20 protein-coding genes and 1 tRNA gene are annotated in these 18,229 nt (G+C 70.4%); 11 read left to right on the forward strand and 10 right to left on the reverse strand.

Going from position 1 to position 18,229, the window contains the following annotated elements; all coding sequences use genetic code 11:
* Position 1 precedes the first annotated feature (1 nt).
* Positions 2-1,075 carry an ATP-dependent DNA ligase gene (locus QFZ26_RS03020; protein ID WP_307039123.1) on the reverse strand — a complete coding sequence of 358 codons (1,074 nt, stop codon included), beginning with the start codon at positions 1,073-1,075 and terminating at the stop codon, positions 2-4.
* 383 nt (positions 1,076-1,458) lie between these two features.
* On the opposite strand from QFZ26_RS03020, the gene QFZ26_RS03025 reads away from it, so the two are divergent.
* The 5 genes from QFZ26_RS03025 to QFZ26_RS03045 all read left to right on the forward strand — a co-directional run bounded on the left by QFZ26_RS03025 (position 1,459) and on the right by QFZ26_RS03045 (position 7,121).
* Entirely contained in the window at positions 1,459-1,620 is a 162-nt protein-coding gene (locus QFZ26_RS03025) for a hypothetical protein (RefSeq protein ID WP_307039125.1), read from the forward strand.
* On the forward strand, positions 1,617-1,889 hold the full coding sequence (locus QFZ26_RS03030) for a hypothetical protein (protein ID WP_307039128.1): 273 nt from the start codon (positions 1,617-1,619) through the stop codon (positions 1,887-1,889). The genes QFZ26_RS03025 and QFZ26_RS03030 overlap by 4 nt, the downstream gene beginning before the upstream one ends.
* Before the next feature lie 48 nt (positions 1,890-1,937).
* Entirely contained in the window at positions 1,938-2,633 is a 696-nt protein-coding gene (locus QFZ26_RS03035; RefSeq protein WP_307039130.1) for a TMEM175 family protein, read from the forward strand.
* Positions 2,634-2,680: 47 nt separating this feature from the next.
* Positions 2,681-6,043, forward strand: a complete 3,363-nt coding sequence (locus QFZ26_RS03040; protein WP_307039132.1) for a DEAD/DEAH box helicase — start codon at positions 2,681-2,683, stop codon at positions 6,041-6,043.
* A gap of 127 nt (positions 6,044-6,170) precedes the next feature.
* Complete coding sequence (locus QFZ26_RS03045) at positions 6,171-7,121, forward strand: DUF1214 domain-containing protein (RefSeq protein ID WP_307039134.1); 951 nt, start codon at positions 6,171-6,173, stop codon at positions 7,119-7,121.
* 83 nt (positions 7,122-7,204) lie between these two features.
* Here QFZ26_RS03045 and QFZ26_RS03050 read toward each other — a convergent pair whose 3' ends face one another.
* A complete protein-coding gene (locus tag QFZ26_RS03050) occupies positions 7,205-7,363 on the reverse strand; it encodes a hypothetical protein (RefSeq protein ID WP_307039136.1) in 159 nt (52 codons plus the stop codon).
* A 1-nt stretch (position 7,364) separates the two neighbouring features.
* Positions 7,365-7,982: a DUF6325 family protein gene (locus tag QFZ26_RS03055; RefSeq protein ID WP_307039138.1), complete on the reverse strand. Its 618-nt coding sequence runs from the start codon at positions 7,980-7,982 to the stop codon at positions 7,365-7,367.
* Between QFZ26_RS03055 and QFZ26_RS03060 the strand changes: the two genes are divergently transcribed.
* Positions 7,981-8,409, forward strand: coding sequence for a nitroreductase/quinone reductase family protein (locus QFZ26_RS03060; protein ID WP_307039140.1), 429 nt, complete (start codon positions 7,981-7,983; stop codon positions 8,407-8,409). The two genes, QFZ26_RS03055 and QFZ26_RS03060, sit on opposite strands and share 2 nt — an antisense overlap.
* 59 nt (positions 8,410-8,468) lie before the next feature.
* Here QFZ26_RS03060 and QFZ26_RS03065 read toward each other — a convergent pair.
* Positions 8,469-8,543 (reverse strand) — tRNA-Arg (locus tag QFZ26_RS03065).
* A 91-nt stretch (positions 8,544-8,634) separates the two neighbouring features.
* Between QFZ26_RS03065 and QFZ26_RS03070 the strand changes: the two genes are divergently transcribed.
* A complete protein-coding gene (locus tag QFZ26_RS03070; protein WP_307039142.1) occupies positions 8,635-9,675 on the forward strand; it encodes a lactonase family protein in 1,041 nt (346 codons plus the stop codon).
* Positions 9,676-9,694: 19 nt separating this feature from the next.
* Here QFZ26_RS03070 and QFZ26_RS03075 read toward each other — a convergent pair whose 3' ends face one another.
* From QFZ26_RS03075 to QFZ26_RS03090, 4 genes are all read right to left on the reverse strand, one after another.
* A complete protein-coding gene (locus QFZ26_RS03075) occupies positions 9,695-10,219 on the reverse strand; it encodes a CHAP domain-containing protein (RefSeq protein ID WP_307039144.1) in 525 nt (174 codons plus the stop codon).
* 554 nt (positions 10,220-10,773) lie between these two features.
* The gene (locus QFZ26_RS03080) at positions 10,774-11,268 is read right to left on the reverse strand and encodes an HNH endonuclease (protein ID WP_307039146.1); all 495 of its coding nucleotides are present in this window, start codon (positions 11,266-11,268) and stop codon (positions 10,774-10,776) included.
* A gap of 328 nt (positions 11,269-11,596) precedes the next feature.
* A complete protein-coding gene (locus tag QFZ26_RS03085) occupies positions 11,597-12,277 on the reverse strand; it encodes a C40 family peptidase (protein ID WP_307039150.1) in 681 nt (226 codons plus the stop codon).
* Positions 12,278-12,639: 362 nt separating this feature from the next.
* A complete protein-coding gene (locus QFZ26_RS03090) occupies positions 12,640-13,356 on the reverse strand; it encodes a metal-dependent transcriptional regulator (RefSeq protein ID WP_307039152.1) in 717 nt (238 codons plus the stop codon).
* Positions 13,357-13,425: 69 nt separating this feature from the next.
* On the opposite strand from QFZ26_RS03090, the gene serC reads away from it, so the two are divergent.
* Complete coding sequence (serC, locus tag QFZ26_RS03095) at positions 13,426-14,541, forward strand: phosphoserine transaminase (protein ID WP_307039154.1); 1,116 nt, start codon at positions 13,426-13,428, stop codon at positions 14,539-14,541.
* A gap of 5 nt (positions 14,542-14,546) precedes the next feature.
* Positions 14,547-14,813 carry a DUF2530 domain-containing protein gene (locus tag QFZ26_RS03100; protein ID WP_307039157.1) on the forward strand — a complete coding sequence of 89 codons (267 nt, stop codon included), beginning with the start codon at positions 14,547-14,549 and terminating at the stop codon, positions 14,811-14,813.
* On the opposite strand, the gene QFZ26_RS03105 is transcribed toward QFZ26_RS03100, so the two are convergent.
* Together QFZ26_RS03105 and QFZ26_RS03110 are read right to left on the reverse strand one after the other, a co-directional pair.
* A complete protein-coding gene (locus QFZ26_RS03105; RefSeq protein ID WP_307039159.1) occupies positions 14,786-15,562 on the reverse strand; it encodes a DUF3027 domain-containing protein in 777 nt (258 codons plus the stop codon). The two genes, QFZ26_RS03100 and QFZ26_RS03105, sit on opposite strands and share 28 nt — an antisense overlap.
* Entirely contained in the window at positions 15,555-15,935 is a 381-nt protein-coding gene (locus QFZ26_RS03110) for a cold-shock protein (RefSeq protein ID WP_307039161.1), read from the reverse strand. The genes QFZ26_RS03105 and QFZ26_RS03110 overlap by 8 nt, the downstream gene beginning before the upstream one ends.
* 110 nt (positions 15,936-16,045) lie before the next feature.
* On the opposite strand from QFZ26_RS03110, the gene QFZ26_RS03115 reads away from it, so the two are divergent.
* Both QFZ26_RS03115 and QFZ26_RS03120 read left to right on the forward strand, forming a co-directional pair.
* On the forward strand, positions 16,046-16,321 hold the full coding sequence (locus QFZ26_RS03115) for a multidrug ABC transporter ATPase (protein WP_307039163.1): 276 nt from the start codon (positions 16,046-16,048) through the stop codon (positions 16,319-16,321).
* Positions 16,322-16,331: 10 nt separating this feature from the next.
* Positions 16,332-18,197, forward strand: coding sequence for a helicase-associated domain-containing protein (locus QFZ26_RS03120; RefSeq protein ID WP_307039165.1), 1,866 nt, complete (start codon positions 16,332-16,334; stop codon positions 18,195-18,197).
* The last annotated feature ends 32 nt before the right edge of the window (positions 18,198-18,229 follow it).

Consider the following 18,229-nt stretch of genomic DNA (forward strand, 5'->3'; position numbering starts at 1 on the left):
GCTACTGAGCGGCCCTGAAGTTCAGGATGTCGGCGAGGTCGAAGCCGACCGGCTCCTCGAGCTGCTCGTAGGTGCAGGTGCGCGGATCGCGGTCGGGGCGCCAGCGGCGGAACTGGGTCGTGTGCCTGAAGCGGTCGCCCTCCATGTGATCGTAGGCGACTTCGACGACGAGCTCGGGGCGAAGCGGCACGAACGAGAGGTTCTTGCCGGCGCTCCAGCGGCTGACGGCGCCCGGCATGCGCCCCTGCGCGTGGGCCTCCTGATCGGCCCACTCGCCCCAGGGGTGGGCGCCCAGGTCGTCGGCGACGTAGGGTTCGAGCTCGGTCACGAGGCTCGCGCGGCGGGCCATCGGGAACGACGCGACGACGCCCACGTGCTGCAGCCGCCCTTCGTCGTTGTAGAGGCCGAGCAGCAGGGAGCCCACGACGTCGCCCGTCTTGTGCCACCGGAACCCGGCGATCACGCAGTCGGCGGTTCGCTCGTGCTTGATCTTGAACATCGTGCGCTTGTCGGGTTGGTAGGTGCCGTCGAGCGGCTTGGCGACCACGCCGTCGAGGCCTGCACCCTCGAACTCGGTGAACCAGGCCTTCGCCTGCGCGGGGTCCGACGTCGACGGGGTGATGAACACGGGGTCGCGGGCGTCGGCGAGCGCCTCGCCGAGCTGCCGGCGACGCTCGGCGAACGGTTGCTGCATGAGACTCTCGTCGCCGAGCGCGAGCGCGTCGAACGCGATGAACGAGGCGGGTGTCTCGAGCGCGAGCTTCTGCACGCGACTGTCGGCCGGGTGGATTCGCTGCTGCAGCGTGTCGAAGTCGAGCCGGCCGTCGGCGATGATGACGATCTCGCCGTCGATGACGCAGCGCGGTGGCAGGTTCTCCCGCAACGCGTCGATGAGCTCGGGGAAGTACCGTGTCATCGGCCGGCCGTTGCGACTGCCGAGCTCGACCTCTTCGCCGTCTTTGAAGACAATGGTGCGGAAGCCGTCCCACTTGGGCTCCACATGCCCGACATCGGGAATCTCCGGCACGGATTTCGCAAGCATCGGCGCGATTGGCGGCATCACCGGCAGGTCCATCTGACCATCTTGCTCCGCCGCGACGACATTGTCTCGATACCATCCCGATACCATCGGCCCGGATGCCTCGAGGAGAGGATCGTCGGGATGCACCCACTCCGAACCCACGGCGTCGCGGCCGCCAGCCTGCATCACCCGGCAACCTCGCCTACCTCGAGGACCACGTTGCCGTCGGAGCGGGCGAGCCGCAACGTTACGGGACTCAGTTCGGGTGCGGGCCCGTGGGTGCCGTGCCGGCGACGCCGATCGACGACGAAGCGGCTCGAGGGTGCGGGTAGCACGCACCCGTTCGGGGGTCAATCCCTTTCCCGGTGCGCGGTCCCCGCGTACGGTCGACTTGCCGACCCCGACGGAGTGGTCCGGCCCGAACGAGGAGCACCACCATGAGCGACCCCGACCCTACCGATCGCAGCGCGGAAGAAGCCGACCAGGCGGTCCAGGCCGTCGAGCAGCACCAGCGTGCCGAGGAGGACGCCGACCCAGACGAGGAGGTCGTCATCCGCGATCCCGAGACCGGCGCGATGTCCGAGGAGCGTGCGCAATGAGCTCCGTGATCGACGACCGCGCGCACGGCGAGCGACACCGCAGCCCCCAGCCGCTCCCGCCCATCGGCCTCTGGTGGCCGATGCTCGAGCGCCCGCTCAAGCGCGAAGTGCTCGAGAACGTCGACGCCCCCCTGCGGGCGATCGTCGTACGCCGAATCTTCGAGCTGTGCGAACTCGACGCGGGTGTCACGCCCCAGCTCGGCGTGCGCCTCGGTGAGAACGAACGCGCGTACATCGCGGGTTGGATGCACGCGGTCGACTGGAACTGACGGCGAGTCGGATGCCCCGCGCACGCCAGTGCGCGGCACACTCCTCTCGTGACCACCGCAACCGGCCTCGACCGGCGCTACGAACGCGACACCGTCGAGTTCGCGCGCGCCGTCGCGTTCTTCGACGCGGTGTACGCGATCGCCCTGACCCTGCTCGTCGTCAACATCGACCCGCCCGCTGCAGCCGACTGGGCGAGCCTCGGCGCGTTCCTCTCGAGCGGAGTCGGGTGGCAGCTGCTCGGCTTCGCGATCAGCTTCGTGGTGATCGCGGTCTTCTGGCGCGTCAACCATCGCATCATCGCCGGCTTCAGCGCGCTCACCCCCGCCACGATCATCGCCAACCTGGTCGCGATCGCGTTCGTCGTGCTGATCCCGTTCTCGACGCAGGGCATCAGCGACGTCGAGACCTCCGACGAGCCGCTCGCCGTCGCCGTGTATGCGATCGACATCAGCCTCGCGGTGCTCGCGCAGTCGGCGATGTACGCGGTCGCCCGTCGCGACGGCGTGCTGCGGCATCCGCTCCCCCGACGTGCCGACGCCGTCAGGTTCATCGACACGCTCACGACGCCCCTGGTGTTCCTCGCGTCGATCCCGATCGCCTACGCCTTCGGCGCCGACTGGGGCCGCTACACGTGGGCGACGCTCCTCGTGATCGGTCCGTTGAGCGGCCGGTGGGCCGATCGCAGGGTCGCGCGGATCCGTGCCGAGGCTGCGGCAGCCGACACGACGAGCGAGGCCGCCTGACGAGTGCGGCGTCCGATCGTGTCGCAGGAGAATGCGACGATTGAGGGATGACCGTCGACACCTTCCCGCTCGTCGAGGAGCTCGCGATCGCGAGGTTCGTGGGTCCGTTGAACCTGAGCCGCGGCCGCACGGTCGAGCGCGCCGGTGCCGTCGACGCGCTGGCGTGGGATGCCGCCCGGTTCCGCCTCAGCGCCAAGGTGCGCGGCACCGCCCCCGACGCCTACCGCGCGAACGTGAGCCTCGACCTCGGCATCCCCGGGCGGGTCACGATCCTGGCCGGAACCTGCACCTGTCCCGTCGGCCGCAACTGCAAGCACCTCGCCGCCGTGCTCCTCGCCGCCGCCGAGCTGCACCGTCGCGAGCAGCGCGAGGCCGCCGAGGCGATCCGGCTGCTCGACGCCGGTGCAGGAGGGGTCGTCGGCTGGCGCGCCGAGGTGGCGGCGCTCGCCGGCGGGGCATCCCACGCTCCGGTCGAGTCCGACATGTCGCGCCGGCAGCCGCTCGCCCTGCAGTTCGAGTTGCGCGAGCGCGTCGCGCGCCGAACGGCTCGACGGCAGGCGGCGCGCGACGAGCCGGCGGCGTCGGCGGCATCCGTCGACCGCCTCGCGGTGCGCCCGGTGACCCGCGGTGCACGGGGCAACTGGATCAAGGGCAACCTCACCTGGCAGAACGTGGGCTTCCAGGGGCGTGCGGGCGGCTTCGAGCCGGCGCAGGCACGGTGGTTCGCCGAGTTCTCCCTGCTCAAGGGCTCCCGCCACTCGGCGTTCGCGGAGTTCGGCTCGGCCTGGATCTCGCTCGACGAGTACGAGAGCCGAACCCTCTGGGCGCTCCTCGACGCGGCTCCGGTGCTCGGCATCCCGCTCGTCGGCACCACGTCGACGACCACGATCGCCGTCGCCGCCGCCCGCGCCGAGATCGGCCTCGACGCCCGCGTGAGCGGCGAGTCGGCCGGCGACCTGCTGCTCGTGCCGTCGGTCACGATCGACGGCACCGTGCATGCGACCGATCACGTGCGGCTCATCGGCGACCACGGCGTCTACGCGTTCGACTTCGCGCGCGGCACCATCACGCTCGCGCCGCTCAGCGGCCCGCTCACGGCCGCGGGCCGGGCGGCCGTGCGGCGGGAGTCACCCGTCGTCGTGCCCGCCGACGAGGTGAGGGCGTTCGTCGCCGAACAGTACCCGACGCTCGCCCGGTCGCTGCGCATCTCGAACCGCGACGAGAGCTTCGCGCTCCCCGCGCTGCCGCCGGCGACCCTCGTCGCCACGGTCCACCACGAGCCGCACCACGTGCTCCGGCTCGAGTGGCAGTGGGAGGCCGACGGCGGGCGCCGGTTCCCGCTCGACGCCCCCAACGGCGAGTTCCACGACCCGGCGGTCGAGCGCGCCGTGGCGACGGCGGCGGCGGCGGCCCTCGCCGACGACCCGGCCGGTGCACCTGCGGCTCGTCCGGGCGCGGCCCCGCTCCTGCGACCGAACGTGCTCCTCCGCGGACTCGAGGCCGCGGAGTTCGCGGCGCGCATGCTCCCGGCGCTGCGATCGATCGAACGGGTCCGCATCGACGAGATCGGCGATGCCCCCGCCTATCGCGAGGTCGTCGAGACGCCGAAGCTCAGCGTGACGACCGTCGAGAGCGATCGCACCGACTGGTTCGACCTCGGCGTGGTCGTCACCGTCGAGGGCAAGCAGGTGCCGTTCGGGCCGCTCTTCTCCGCGCTCGCACGTGGGCGGGCGAAGCTCCTGCTCATCGACGGCAGCTACCTCTCGCTGAAGCAAGCGGTGTTCGCCCCGCTGCGCGAGCTCATCGACGAAGCGGGCTCGCTCCGCGAGTGGGGCAGCTCGACGGAGTCGAGCGTCGGGCTGCGCATCAGCCGCTACCAGACGAGCCTCTGGTCGGAGTTCGAGGACCTCGCCGACGAAGCAGAACCGGCACGCACGTGGCGTGCCACCGTCGCCGGCCTGCGCGATTCGGGCGGCGTCGAGTCCATCCCGGCGCCCGACGGCCTCGCCCTCGAGTTGCGGCCGTACCAGCTCGAGGGGTTCCGCTGGCTGGCCTTCCTCGCCGAGCACAAGCTGGGCGGCATCCTCGCTGACGACATGGGGCTCGGCAAGACGGCCCAGACGCTCGCGCTCATCCTGCATCAGATCGGGCGAGCGGATGCCACGGGGCAGCCGTTCCTCGTCGTCGCGCCCACCTCGGTCGTCTCCAACTGGGTCACCGAGGCGGCGCGCTTCGCGCCCGGACTCCGCGTCGAGACCATCACGTCGACGCGGGCGGCGAGCGGGCGGAGGCTCGCGGATGCCGCGGCCCGCGCCGATCTCATCGTGACGAGCTACGCCGTGCTCCGGCTCGACGCCACCGAGTTCGGGTCGCTCGATTGGGCGGGACTCGTGCTCGACGAAGCCCAGTTCGTGAAGAACGGGACCTCGAAGGCGCACGCGGCGGCACGCGACATCCGTGCCCCGTTCCGTCTCGCCGTGACCGGTACCCCCGTCGAGAACAACCTCATGGAGCTGTGGGCGCTGCTGCAGATCGTCGCGCCCGGGCTGTTCCCGTCGGCGCGCGCGTTCGCGGAACGCTACCGCCGGCCCATCGAGTTCGATCGCAACTCCGAGCGGCTCGCGACGCTGCGGCGGCGCATCCGACCGTTCGTGCTGCGACGCACGAAAGAACTGGTCGCCCCCGAGCTGCCGCCGAAGCAGGAGCAGGTGCTCACCGTCGAGCTCGACCCTGAGCACCGGCGCATCTACGACACGTTCCTGCAGCTCGAGCGGCAGAAGCTGCTCGGGCTCATCGACGACCTCGATCGCAACCGGTTCACGGTGTTCCGCTCGCTGACCCTGCTCCGCATGCTGAGCCTGCACGCCGGGCTCATCGACGACGAGCAGTACTCGGCGGTGCCGTCGGCGAAGCTCGATGCCCTCTTCGAGCAACTCGAGGAGGTGATCGCCGAGGGACATCGCACGCTCGTCTTCAGCCAGTTCACCTCGTTCCTGCAGCTCGCCGCCGCGCGGCTCGATGCCGCGGGCGTGCGCTACGCGTACCTTGACGGATCGACGACGAAACGCGCCGAGGTGATCGACGGCTTCCGCAGCGGCGCAGCGCCGGTCTTCCTCATCAGCTTGAAGGCCGGCGGGTTCGGGCTGAACCTCACCGAGGCCGACTACGTGTTCCTCCTCGACCCCTGGTGGAATCCTGCGAGCGAGGCGCAGGCGGTCGACCGCGCGCACCGCATCGGCCAGTCGAAGTCGGTCATGGTCTACCGCATGGTCGCCGCCGGCACGATCGAAGAGAAGGTGATGGCGCTGAAGGCGAAGAAGGCGGCGCTCGTCTCGTCGGTCCTCGACGACGGCGAGTTCTTCAGCGAGGCGCTCACGGCCGATGACATCCGGGGGCTGCTCGAGGCCTGACACGCCACGCCGGGTCGCCCCGCTGCGCTCTGGTGCCGGGAACGGCTGCGCGCTATCTTGAGGGTCAACTCACCTCGCGACCGTGTCGCGGGCCGGTGAGGGCATGCCGACGACTGGGGAAGAACGCATGGCAATCACGGTTTCGAACGACAACTTCGTCAGGGCGGAGACCGATCGCATGTTCGCCGGCCTGCAGGCCGCCGCCGGCGGGGTGAACACGTGGAATCACTACCGCGAACCCACGCCGATCGACCAGCAGACGATCATTCGCATGAACCGCGACACGCTCTACAGCCTCGCGGTGGTCGACGCGTCGAAGGGGGTGACGCTCACGGTGCCCGAGTCGGGCGAGCGATACCTCTCGGTCATGGTCATCGATGAGGACCACTACATCAAGCGCATCTTCCACGAACCGGGCACGTACACCCTCACTGCAGACGAGATCGGCACACCGTATGCCGCCTTCGGGGCTCGGGTGCTGCTCGACGAGACCGACCCCGGCGATCTCGACCGCGTGCACGCGATCCAAGACGGCTTCTCGATCGACGCCGCATCGAACGAGCCGTTCGTCATGCCCGACTACGACGAAGCGTCGTTCACCGCGACCCGGGAGGCCATCCTCGCGGAGGTGCGACGCGTGGGTCTCGCCAGCGGGACGCACGGGATGTTCGGCGACAAGGACGAGGTCGACCCCCAGCAGCACCTGCTCGGAACCGCGGCCGGCTGGGGAGGCCTGCCCGAGACCGAGGCGTTCTACGTCTCCGAAGAACCGCACCTGCCGGTCGGCGCATATCAGCTCACGGCCAAGGACGTGCCGGTCGACGCCTTCTGGTCGGTCAGCCTGTACAACGCGGCTGGGTTCTTCGAGCAGAACGCGCTCGGTGCCTACAGCGTCAACAGCATCAACGGCGTGAAGAACGACGACGGGTCGGTGACGGTGCGATTCGGCGGCGACGAGAGCCTGCCGAACTGCCTGCCCCTCACCGAGGGCTGGAACTACCTCGTGCGCATGTACCGGCCGCATCCCGAGATCCTCGACGGCTCGTGGAAGTTCCCGAAGCTCGAGCCGGTCGACTGAACGACGACGACGACGAGGCGGGCGCCGTGCTGGCGCCCGCCTCGTCGGATGCCGCGGGAACGGCTCGTGCGGCGGATGCCTCGCTAGATCCGCCGGCGACGACCGGGCGTCACCGCGGCGCCCACGACCGCGGCCCTCGCGATCGGGCTACGCCCGGGTGAGACGGCCGCGCCGACGACGGCGGCCTTGGCGACCGGCGCGCGAACCACGCCGACTCGTCCGATTCGTGCTGGCCTCAGCATGTCACTCTCCTACCGTTTCGAGTTCTCCATCAGCCTCGAGCGAGGCGATGATGGCCTGAATGGGAATCCGGCCGTTGGCGATCAGCTGACCGCCGGCTCGTCGGGCCGCGGCAGCGAACGGCGCGGCCCAGAGGTTCTCGTAGACGAGCACACCCGCCACGCTGCCCGGTTCCATCGCTGCGGCCAGGTTGACGACATCCTCCTCAGCGAGGAGTTCGGCGAGGTCGGCTTCGATGCGAGCGAGTTCACCGAGGTCGTCGAGGTCCTCCAGCTCCACCGCGTCGATGTCGCCGTTCTCATCTTTCGTCAGGATCAGCACGTCGATGACGCGGATGGTTCCCGCATCGACGAGTTTGAGCAGTTCCTCGGCCATCTCGCCCGTGAAGTTGGACTCTCCCGCAGGAAACTCCACGATCACGAAGTCGACAGGGCCGAGTTCATCGAGTGCAGCATCGGACATTTGCATCCCCCGTTCGGTCCGGACACGGCGCCCGGGATTCAGGGCCACCATACGCCTGCGCGTGGCCCGACCAACAGTGCGTATTCCCGGTCGGCTCCGCGAGCCGACCGGGGCTCGCCCGCCGACGAGCACCGCGACGGCGGCGTAGCGTGAGTGCATGCCGAGCGATGCGTTCCTGCAGGCGATGAACGCGATCCATCGCGCGCTCCTGGCCGTGACGCGCGGTCGAGTCGGCTGGTGGGTGGCGAGGATGCCGATCCTCGAGCTCACGGCCATGGGGCGTCGGAGTGGCAAGCGCCGCGCCACGATGCTGAGCTCGCCGTTGCAGCGCGGCGATGCCTACCTGGTCGTCGCCTCGCGTGGCGGTGACGACCGGCATCCGGCCTGGTACCTCAACCTGCTCGAGGATCCCGACGTCGAGGTGACGACGCAACACGGGACCCGGCGCATGCGGGCACGCGTGGTCGGATCCGAAGAGCGGTCGGAACTGTGGCCGCAGGTCACGAAGGATCACCCGAACTACGCCGGCTACCAGCGGAGGACGGATCGCGAGATCCCGTTGATCTGGCTCGAGCCGCTGCCGTGAGGCGACTCGACGGGCGCAAGAGGAGGACGTGGCTCGTCGAGATGCCGGCGCTCAGTGCGTGGTGCCCCTGGAGGGACTCGAACCCCCAACCCTTTCCTTAGGACGGAACTGCTCTTCCATTGAGCTACAGAGGCTGACCGCACGAGTCTACCGGCTCGCGGTAGCGTGTTCAGCGGGGCGACGAGCGCCCGGGATCGCGGCAGCGCCGCAGGGAAGAGACGAGCAATGGCGACCACGGGCACGAGGTTCTGGGTGGGCGCGTCGACGACCGGCGCGCTGGGATCGCCGGCACGCGGCATCCGATCGATCGACCTGACGGCCGATGGCGAGGCGACGCTCGGCGAGCAGATCGACGTCGGCGAGAACCCCATGTATCTCGCCGTGTCGCCGGCGACCGGCGTGCTCGGCATCGTGCACGAGCGTGCCGAAGGGCTCGTCTCGACCTGGACCATCGAGGGCGATGAGCTGCGCGCGTTCGGCGCGCCGGGCACCACGGGTGCCGCCGGCCCGTGCCATCTGGCGTTCGACGAGTCGGGCGATCTGCTCTTCGCCGCGCACTACTCGGGCGGGCGGCTCTCGGTGCACCAGGTGGCTCCGGATGTCGCGGCCGACGCCGTTCTCGCCATCGACTTCACGGGCACCGGCCCGAACCCGAAGCGACAGGAGGGGGCGCACCCGCATCAGGTCGTGATCGACTCGGCGCGCGACCGGCTGCTCGTGCCCGATCTCGGTGCCGACCGTGTGCGAGTGCTCGACCTCGCGGGGCTCCCCCGGTCGCTCGACCATTCCGATGCCGACGACATCGTGCTGCACCCCGGAGCCGGACCCCGCCATCTCGTGATCAGCGGCGACCTCGCCATCGTCGCGAACGAGCTCGATCGCACCGCGAGCATCGTCGACCTGGCGACGGGCGAGGAGGTGCGATGGTTTTCGGTGGGTGACGACGTGGAACCCCGGGGCCTCGGATGCTCCGCCATCCGCCTCACCCGAACGGGCATCGTGCTCATCGGCGACCGCGACGCCGACGCCCTCCGGGCGCTGCGGTTCGACGCCGACGCACGCACGCTCGAACTCGTTGCGACGGTGCCGACGGGCGGGCGGCATCCGCGCGACCTGCACCTCACCCATGACGAACGCCACGTGCTCGTCGCCGACCAGGCCTCCGACTCGATCGCGGTCATCGCCGTCGATCGCGACGGCGTGCCGACCGAGGTCGTCTCGACCGTCGCCACGCCCGCGCCGGCGTGCCTGGCTCGCGTGCCGTAAGGCGAACGCGGCGCGTTGCTCAGCCCGGCGGGTAGAGGTACAGGGCGGAGCCGGCCGGGATGGTGCGCCGGTGGTAGGAGTGGTCGGAGTTCTGGTTGTACTCCTCGATGTTCACGCTGCCGTCGCCGTTGATCGACTGCACGTAGGCGACGTGGTTGTAGGGGAACCACGCGACCGCTCCGACGACGGGTTCGCTCGACGTGGGCCAGCCGTTCGACGCCCACGCGTCGGCCCATGCGTAGGCACTTCCGGAGGCGAGATTGCTCCAGTCCCATTTCCAGGGCGCGCTCGTGACGCCGGCGTCACGGTTCAGGCGCCACGCGACGAAGTCGACGCATTCGCGGTAGTAGTACCGGAGCGGCGAGAGCCCTCCGCCGTAGTCGTCGGGCACCTGGTCCCACCAGGGGTAGTCGTCGCCCTCGGCCTTGACCGTGTAGATGGCGTAGCTGCCCGACCCGCGAGACGCGAGCTCGGCGGCCCACGTGGCCCGCTGCGCCTCTTCGGCATCGATGCGCGCCTGCTCGATGTCGGCCTTCGTGGTCACCGAGTAGGCGTCGGCCGCTGACAGCGGCGCACCGCTCGCGAGCGCGGAGACGTCGACGTCTTGAGCCTCGGCGGCGCGACAGGCTGAACTCGCTCGACACGCCGAAGGCGTCGCCGCCGGGCATGAACGCGTAGGCGGGCAACGCGACGGTGCCGACGATCGCGGGCACCACGAGCACGGTGGCGAACACGCGCGCGGGACCGTTGCGGCGCACGGCTCGCCGGCTCGACTGCACGGCGCGACCGAGGTCGCGCCCGCCGGCGTTGGCGGGACCGTGGGCGACGGATGCCGCGGCATCCGCTCGCTTCACCCGGCCGCGCCGCGCGCGGGTCGAGTCGGTTCGACGGCCGCGACCGTCTTCGGTCGCGCGACGCCCAGTGCGCGAACGCTCATGGGCGTCGTTCGTCTCGTCACCGCTCAACAGCTGCACCTCCGGCACCGATCGCAGGCCGCGCAGCAGCCCGGATCGGAGTGGCTTCTCAGGTCGCGGAGCGGTGTCGGTGCTCCGGACTCGTACCACCATAGGGCACGCCCCGCCGCTTTGTCACGGACGATCACGCCGCGGCGAGGTACTCGTTCCACTGGGGCAGCGGCCGCTCGAATCCGCGCACGACCCAGCCGCGACCGCCGGGCATCCGCGGGGTGAAGCGCAACTCCCAGCCCATCTCGGCAGGCGTGCGGTCGCTCTTCGTGTTGTTGCAGCGCAGACAGCACGCGACGAGGTTCTCCCACGTGTCCCTGCCGCCGCGCGAGCGCGGAAGCACGTGGTCGATCGTCGAGGCTGCCCTGCCGCAGTAGGCGCAGCGGTGCTCGTCTCTGCGCAGCACTCCGCGCCGGCTGACCGGGACCTGGTGCCCGCGTGGGGCTCGGACGTAGCGGGTCAGGAGGATGACGCTCGGTCGCTCCCATGAGCCGCTCGCCGCGCACACCGGGTTGCCCTCCTCGTGGAGGATCACGGTCGCCTTCTGGTTCATCACGAGGAGAAGGGCGCGCTTGAACGAGACGACGGCGAGGGGTTCATACCCGGCATTGAGCACGAGGGTGCGCATCGGCTGCCTTTCGATCGGTGCTGGATGGCTTCCAGCCGCGTGAACGGAACGACGATCCGGGGGCCTCGCGGGGTGCCGGGAAACGAAAAACGGGCACTGTCATCAAGACAGTGCCCGTGGGCGCGGTGGTCGCGCTCGTCGTGCTCGGCTGACTACTGTGCCGCTGGTCGAAGAGCGCGCGCGCATCCGTGGAATGGATGCTGCGCGGCTGAACCATTGGCTTCCCCGTCCGGTGAATCGGAACGTCAGGCTACAAGGGTAAGACATGAACGGCGTACCGGAAGAATCCGGCACGCCGCCCACGTCGCGCTCACGCGCTGTTCACCGGTCAGATACCGATGCGCACGATGTAGTAGTCGCTCGTCCAGATGGGCTGGATGCGAACGGATGCGCCCTCGTACGGTGCGTGCAGGATCATGCCGTTGCCGGCGTAGAAGCCATCGTGGCCGGGCATGATCACAAGGTCGCCGGGCTGGGCGTCGGCCTCGGAGATGCGGGTGCCCATCGCGCCCTGGCCGGCCGAGGAGTGCGGCATGCTGATGCCGAACTGTGCGAAGACGTACATGACGAAGCCGGAGCAGTCGAATCCGGCAGGCGTCGCCCCACCGTAGACGTAGGGCGTGCCGATGTACTGCGTCGCGACGTTGTAGACGCTCCCGAGGTCGTAGCCCGGGTAGGGCGGGTTGGCGAGGAAGTCGCCGACCGACGGGCCGCTGTACGACGCGGCGTACGAGGTCATGGCGGACTCCGCCGCGACGCGAGCGGCCTCCGCGGCGGCTGCGGCCGCCGCTGCGTCGGCGGCGGCCTTGATCTCGGCGCCGGTGACCGCTTCGTACGCGTCGTTCGTGAGCGGAGCGGCGAGGACGTCGTCGGCGACCTCGACGGACTGCGCCTCGGCCTTGGTGAGCTTCGTCGCGTCGGTCGCGCCGTACTGCGTGCCCTCGCTACCTGGCGCGAACGCGTAGGCGGGGATGGCGAGCGTGCCGACGATGCCGGCGGCGATGGTCATGACGACCACGTTGGCGAGACCGCCCCGGCGAAGCCGGCGGGTCGATGGGAGTGGAGCCGATGAGACGGCTCCTGTGGGCTGGTGCGTGGGCGAAACGGGCGGCTTCGAAGCGATGATCGCCTTCGTCGCGGCCCCGCGAGCGTGGTTCCTTGTAGGACGACGCCGGGAGAATCGAGCCAAAACGTGTACCTCCGTCGCCCCGCGACATCGGATGTCACCCCACCGGATGCGCGCAGCGGCGCTTCACGGGTACTGGATCGAGCGGTGGGCTTGGGAGGCTCTCGATCCTGGCCCTCCGACTGGCTTCGTGCCGGTGGACTCGACCGAGCGTACGCGACTCTCGCCCGAATGTCACATTCTGGTCACGGTGCGGCGGCGATCGGCGTCTCTGCTGCGATGAAGAGATGACCGGCCACCTCGCTCGGCAACTCGAGCCCGCCGTCGGCTCCGTCGACCTCGACGAGCACGTAGCCGCCGGACTTGCTGAAGGTGGCGGCGGCGCCGGGCACGACGCCCGCCTGCTTCAGTTGCAGGAGGAGTTCGGGGTCGAATTGCACGGGTTCGCCGAGGCGGCGCACCACGCCGCGCACCGGCACGTCGCTCGCGTCGACGGCCTCGACGACGTTGACGACGCCGGTCATGAACGAGTCGCTCGGCGGCAGCCCGAGCTCTTCGAGCCCCGGGATGGGATTGCCGTAGGGCGACTCCCGGGGGCTGCCGAGGATCTCGATGAGCCGGCGCTCGACCTGCTCGCTCATCACGTGCTCCCAGCGGCATGCCTCGTCGTGGACGTATTCCCAGTCGAGGCCGATGATGTCGGAGAGCAGTCGTTCGGCGAGCCGGTGCTTGCGCATGACGTGCACGGCCTTGGATCGGCCGGCGGGGGTGAGCTCGAGGTGACGATCGCCTGAGACGACGACGAGCCCGTCACGCTCCATGCGCGCGACCGTCTGCGAGACGGTGGGCCCCGAGTGACCGAGTCGCTCGGAGATGCGCGCACGCAACGGAACGATGTTCTCCTCCTCGAGATCGAGGATGGTGCGGAGGTACATCTCCGTCGTGTCGATGAGATCGGTCACGCGTATCCTCCCGTTGTCACAGCCCGTCTTCCAGCCTACCGGCCGCCACCCCGTCGCTAGAATCGACGCATGCCGAGCCCCGTGATCCCTCGAGACCTGCTGCCCGCCGACGGACGCTTCGGCTGCGGGCCGTCGAAGGTCCGGCCCGAACAGCTCGCGCATCTCGCTGAGGTCGGCCCGTCGATCCTCGGCACGTCGCACCGCCAGGCCCCGGTGAAGGAGCTCGTCGGTCGCGTCCGGGCGGGCTTCGCCGAGCTGTTCTCGCTTCCCGACGGCTACGAGGTCGTCCTGGGCAACGGCGGCTCGACGGCGTTCTGGGATGCCGCGGCATCCGGCCTCATCGAGCGCCGAGCGCAGCTCTGCTCCTTCGGCGAGTTCGGGGCGAAGTTCGCCGCGGCCGCCGGCGCCCCGTGGCTCGAGTCGCCCGACGTGCGCAAGGCCGATCCGGGCACCCGGTCCTCGCCCGAGCCCGTCGGCGGCGTCGACGTCTACGCATGGCCGCAGAACGAGACGTCGACGGGCGTCATGGCGCCCGTCACGCGGGTGGCCGGCGACGGCGGCGCGCTCACCGTGATCGACGCGACGAGTGCCGCGGGCGGCATCCTCGTCGACGCCTCCGAGTTCGACGTGTACTACTTCGCGCCGCAGAAGAACTTCGCCTCCGACGGCGGAATCTGGTTCGCCCTCATGTCGCCCGCCGCCATCGAGCGGGTCGAGCGCGTGGCCGCGAGCGACCGGTACATCCCCGAGTTCCTCTCGCTGAAGAACGCGGTCGACAACTCGCGCCTGAACCAGACGCTCAACACGCCCGCGCTCACGACGCTGCTCCTCCTCGAGAGCCAGCTCGACTGGATGAACGCGGCAGGCGGCCTCGCCTGGGCCGACGCCCGCACCCGCGAGTCGTCGTCGGTGCTCTACGAGTGGGCCGAGCGTACCGGGGTGGCCACGCCGTTCGTCGCCGAGCCGGCAGATCGCTCGCAGGTGGTCGTCACGATCGACTTCGACGAGTCGACGGATGCCGCGCGCATCGCGTCCATCCTTCGCGAGAACGGCATCGTCGACACCGAGCCCTACCGCAAGCTCGGTCGCAACCAGCTGCGAGTCGCCACGTTCACCGCGATCGATCCCGACGACGTTCGCGCCCTCACGGCGTCGATCGACTACGTGCTCGCCGAGATCGGCTGAGTCCCTTGCGGTTCTGGCTCAGCGAAGACGAGCGTCGGCCCGATCCCGTGCCGGCCCGGGCCGACGCCAGGAAGGCCGTCGTCGCAGGCACGGTCGTCTGGGCGCTCGCGCTCGTGTTGGGACTGATGTTCCGGGCATCGCTCATCGACGCCGGGTTCGGATGGTTCATCCCGGCGTCGATCGCGGGCGTCGTGCTCGGCGTGCTCGGCTTCGTCGTGGTGCAGCTCAGCCGGCGGCGCTCGCGTCAGGCGGTCGGCGGCCCGAGGGGCTGATCGGCCTCGTCGGCCCCGTCGGCATCGTCGTCGGTCGAGTCGTCGAGAGCGTCGATGTCGATCCCGTCGAACTGGTCGACCGCGTCGTCGTGATCGTCGTCGTCGAGCTCATCGTCATCGTCGTCGTCGTCGTCGTCGAGCTCATCGTCATCGTCGTCGAGCTCATCGTCGTCGTCGTCGAGGTCGTCGTCCTCGTCGAGCTCGTCGTCGTCGTCGTCGGCGTCGAACTCGTCGGACGCATCATCGACGAGGACATCGGGTGCCGCGTCGCCGACTTCTCCCGCGGCCGCGGCGATCGCCTCCTGGGCCGCCTTGTAGTCGGCCAGCCGCTCGGACCACGGCACCCATTCGGGAGCGAGGAGCGCAGCGTCACCGGGCATCAGCTCGGTCTCGACGACCGTGGCTTCGCCATCGTCGACCCGCGCGATCGTCACGCTCCAGTGCCAGCCGGGGTAGCCGCGGAGATCGGCGGCGAAGAGCAGGGTGAGCACGTGCTCGCCCTCGACGAGGTGGCCGAGGACGCCGCCGACGGTCTCGGGCGGAGTGACGTCGAGCAGTGCACGGCGTGCGAGGTCGACCGAGGCCAGCAGTACCTCATCGGCGTCGATGACGGGTGCGGGCTCGCCGGCGTCGATGACGGGTGCGGGCTCGCCGGTCTGGGTCACGAGCGTCGCCTCGTCGGCCTGGGCGGACGCCGCCTCGTCGGCCCGGACCTCGGGCGTCGCCTCGGATTCGGGTTGCTCAGGCATCCAGGTCGTCAGCAACCTTGCGCAGGACCGCAGCCACGGTGCGCGTCTTGGCCTTGTCGGGGTAGCGGCCGCGGCGGAGATCGGCGCCGATGCCGTCGAGCACCTTCACCACGTCTTCGACGATGATCGCCATGTCGTCGGCGGGCATGCGATTGATCTTCGTGAGGCTCACGGGCGTGTCGAGCACGCGCACCGAGAGGGCCTGCGCGCCGCGCTTGCCTTCGGCGACACCGAACTCGAGACGGCTCCCCGCACGCACGGTCGCGCCGGCGGGAAGAGCGGATGCGTGGAGGAAGACCTCCTGGCCGTCATCGGAGCTGATGAAGCCGAATCCCTTCTCCTCGTCGTAGAACTTGACCTTGCCGGTGGGCATCGTGGGAACCTCGCTCGTGTCGCTGGGCGCGCCGAAATGGCGGGCCCGTCCAACGCCCAGTCTAGGGCTCCGGTCAGCCGAGAGGGCGCCCACTGGCCTATTCTGGACGAGTGAGCGAATCCGGCCCCATCACCGACAATCGCGCCGAACGTGTCCTCGCGGCGATGTTCGCCGCCTTGGTGGGGCTGTCGATCCTCGCATTCTTCGCCCTCATGATCGGCACGGCGATCGGCGCGGCCGCCGACAACGGCTTCAGCGAGGGCATGTGGCCGTTCGTCATCATGCTGCCCTGGTTCGCGCTGCCGGCCGCGTTCCTCCTGCTGATCGCGCTCCTCATCGTCAACGGCATCCGCCGTGCCCGCGCTTCCCGAGCCGGATCGAGCTGATCCGGAGACGATGCTCGAGCTCGCCGCACGACTCCGCGGGCTGCCGCGAGAAGAACTCGCTGCAGCGCTCTCGACGCGCGAGTTCGACGCCTCTGGGGCCCGAGACCTCTTCGACCTCGCCGAGGCCCTGCTGGCACCCGATTCCGTCGACCACACCATCAGCCGTCTCGATCGTCGTCGGCTCGCGGTGCTCGCCGCGATCGTCGACACGCGCGACGACGTGGGCGGCACCACGGTCGAGGCGGTCCGCGCCGAGCTCGTGCGCCTCGGTGCATCCGATGAGCTGAGGGATGCCGCGGGCGAGCTCGTCGATGCACTCGCCGCCGCTCTCCTCGTCGTGCGCGACGGCGACCGCGTGCACATCCCGCACGCGGTGACCGCCCGGCTCGGCGTGCAGTCCGACCACGACCTGCCGACCACGGCCGAGCTGGCCGCACCCGCCCCGCCGGTCCTCATCACTCCAGACGAGGTCGATCGCAGCATCCTCGAGCGGCGTGCGGCGGAGTCCGCCTACGCGACCGTGGCCGCCACCGCCGAGCTGCTGTCGGGGCTCGGCAGCCAGCCGGCACGCGAGCTCGCGAAGGGCGGCCTCGCGCTGCCCGACTCGAAGCGTCTCGCCGAGGCCAGCGGCACGCCCCTCGAATCCCTCCCCCGCCTGTTCCACCGCGCCGATGAAGCCGGCCTCGTGGTGCGCGAGGGCGCATTCTGGCTCGAGTCCGACCTCGGCGCCGAGTGGACCCTCCAGTCGGCGGCGGGGCGCTGGCGCCGGCTCGCCGAGTGCTGGCGCGACCGCATCCCGGCAGCGCTCCGCGAGCTCGTCGGCCGCCGCAGCGAGACGCTCACCGCCTCGACGCTCCGCGACGACGTGCACTGGTTCTATCCGGCCGGCGGCCGCTGGATCGAGGAAGGGCTCGAGCGGCTCATCGACGAGGCCGAGGCCCTCGGGCTCGCCGTCGCGGGCCAACCCGTCGAGGCCGGGCGCCTCGTGCTCGCCGGCCAGCTCGACCGCGCCGCGACGATGCTCGCCGCGCACTTCCCGCCGCAGGTCGACCGGGTCTACCTCCAGCACGATCTCACGATCGTCTCGCCGGGTCCGCTCGAGCCCGCGCTCGATGCACGGCTCCGCGGCTTCGTCGACATCGAGGCGCGCGACCTCGCCTCGACCTATCGCGTCAGCGCGGCATCCGTCAATCGCGGGCTCGCCGCGGGCGAATCGGCGGAATCGATTCTCGAGTTCCTCGGCGCGCTCTCGCTCACCGGCATCCCCCAGCCGCTCGCTTACCTCATCGGCGAGGCCGCGGCCCGGTTCGGGTCGGTCCGCGTCGCCGCGGCACCCGAGTCGGATGCCCCCGCACGCGCCTCGATCCGCTCCGACGACCCGCAGCTCGTGCGCACGCTCGCGGTCGACCAGTCGCTCGCCTCCCTCGGCCTGCGCCAGACGGGTCCGCATCGGCTGCTCTCCCGCTTCACCCCCGACCTCGTCTTCTGGGCGCTCTCCGACGCGAAGTACCCGGTCGCCGCCGAAGACGCCGAGGGTCGCATCATGCGCCTCCGCCGGCATCGCCTCGCGCCGGCTCCGCCCCCGGTGGTCAAGACCGACCCGATCGCGGCGCTCCTCGACCGGGTGCTCGACGACGGCGACGAGGCCGCGACCGAGCAGGCCTGGCTCGCGCGGCAGCTCGAGGCGGCGGCTCGCGCGAAGGAGACGCTCACCGTGACCGTGCGCATGCCGGGCGGCGACACCGCCGACTACCTGCTCGCACCGGCGAGCGTCGCGAACGGCCGGCTCCGGGCGCGCGACCGCAAGGCCGACATCGAGCGCACGCTGCCGCTCTCGGCGATCGCGGCCGTCGCGCCGGCTCCGGCGGGCGCGTGACGGCACCATCCGGCCGTCGTCCCCCGAAGCGG

This window comes from Agromyces ramosus (assembly GCF_030817175.1).
Lineage (GTDB): Bacteria > Actinomycetota > Actinomycetes > Actinomycetales > Microbacteriaceae > Agromyces > Agromyces ramosus_A.

Excerpts from the sequence above, each read along its gene's own strand:
- QFZ26_RS03020 (WP_307039123.1), bottom strand. The coding sequence starts at position 1,075 with ATGGACCTGCCGGTGATGCCGCCAATCGCGCCGATGCTTGCGAAATCC.
- QFZ26_RS03025 (WP_307039125.1), top strand. The coding sequence starts at position 1,459 with ATGAGCGACCCCGACCCTACCGATCGCAGCGCGGAAGAAGCCGACCAG.
- QFZ26_RS03030 (WP_307039128.1), top strand. The coding sequence starts at position 1,617 with ATGAGCTCCGTGATCGACGACCGCGCGCACGGCGAGCGACACCGCAGC.
- QFZ26_RS03040 (WP_307039132.1), top strand. The coding sequence starts at position 2,681 with ATGACCGTCGACACCTTCCCGCTCGTCGAGGAGCTCGCGATCGCGAGG.
- QFZ26_RS03045 (WP_307039134.1), top strand. The coding sequence starts at position 6,171 with ATGGCAATCACGGTTTCGAACGACAACTTCGTCAGGGCGGAGACCGAT.
- QFZ26_RS03050 (WP_307039136.1), bottom strand. The coding sequence starts at position 7,363 with ATGCTGAGGCCAGCACGAATCGGACGAGTCGGCGTGGTTCGCGCGCCG.
- QFZ26_RS03060 (WP_307039140.1), top strand. The coding sequence starts at position 7,981 with ATGCCGAGCGATGCGTTCCTGCAGGCGATGAACGCGATCCATCGCGCG.
- QFZ26_RS03055 (WP_307039138.1), bottom strand. The coding sequence starts at position 7,982 with ATGCACTCACGCTACGCCGCCGTCGCGGTGCTCGTCGGCGGGCGAGCC.
- QFZ26_RS03070 (WP_307039142.1), top strand. The coding sequence starts at position 8,635 with ATGGCGACCACGGGCACGAGGTTCTGGGTGGGCGCGTCGACGACCGGC.
- QFZ26_RS03080 (WP_307039146.1), bottom strand. The coding sequence starts at position 11,268 with ATGCGCACCCTCGTGCTCAATGCCGGGTATGAACCCCTCGCCGTCGTC.
- QFZ26_RS03085 (WP_307039150.1), bottom strand. The coding sequence starts at position 12,277 with ATGACCATCGCCGCCGGCATCGTCGGCACGCTCGCCATCCCCGCCTAC.
- serC (WP_307039154.1), top strand. The coding sequence starts at position 13,426 with ATGCCGAGCCCCGTGATCCCTCGAGACCTGCTGCCCGCCGACGGACGC.
- QFZ26_RS03105 (WP_307039159.1), bottom strand. The coding sequence starts at position 15,562 with ATGCCTGAGCAACCCGAATCCGAGGCGACGCCCGAGGTCCGGGCCGAC.
- QFZ26_RS03110 (WP_307039161.1), bottom strand. The coding sequence starts at position 15,935 with ATGCCCACCGGCAAGGTCAAGTTCTACGACGAGGAGAAGGGATTCGGC.
- QFZ26_RS03120 (WP_307039165.1), top strand. The coding sequence starts at position 16,332 with ATGCTCGAGCTCGCCGCACGACTCCGCGGGCTGCCGCGAGAAGAACTC.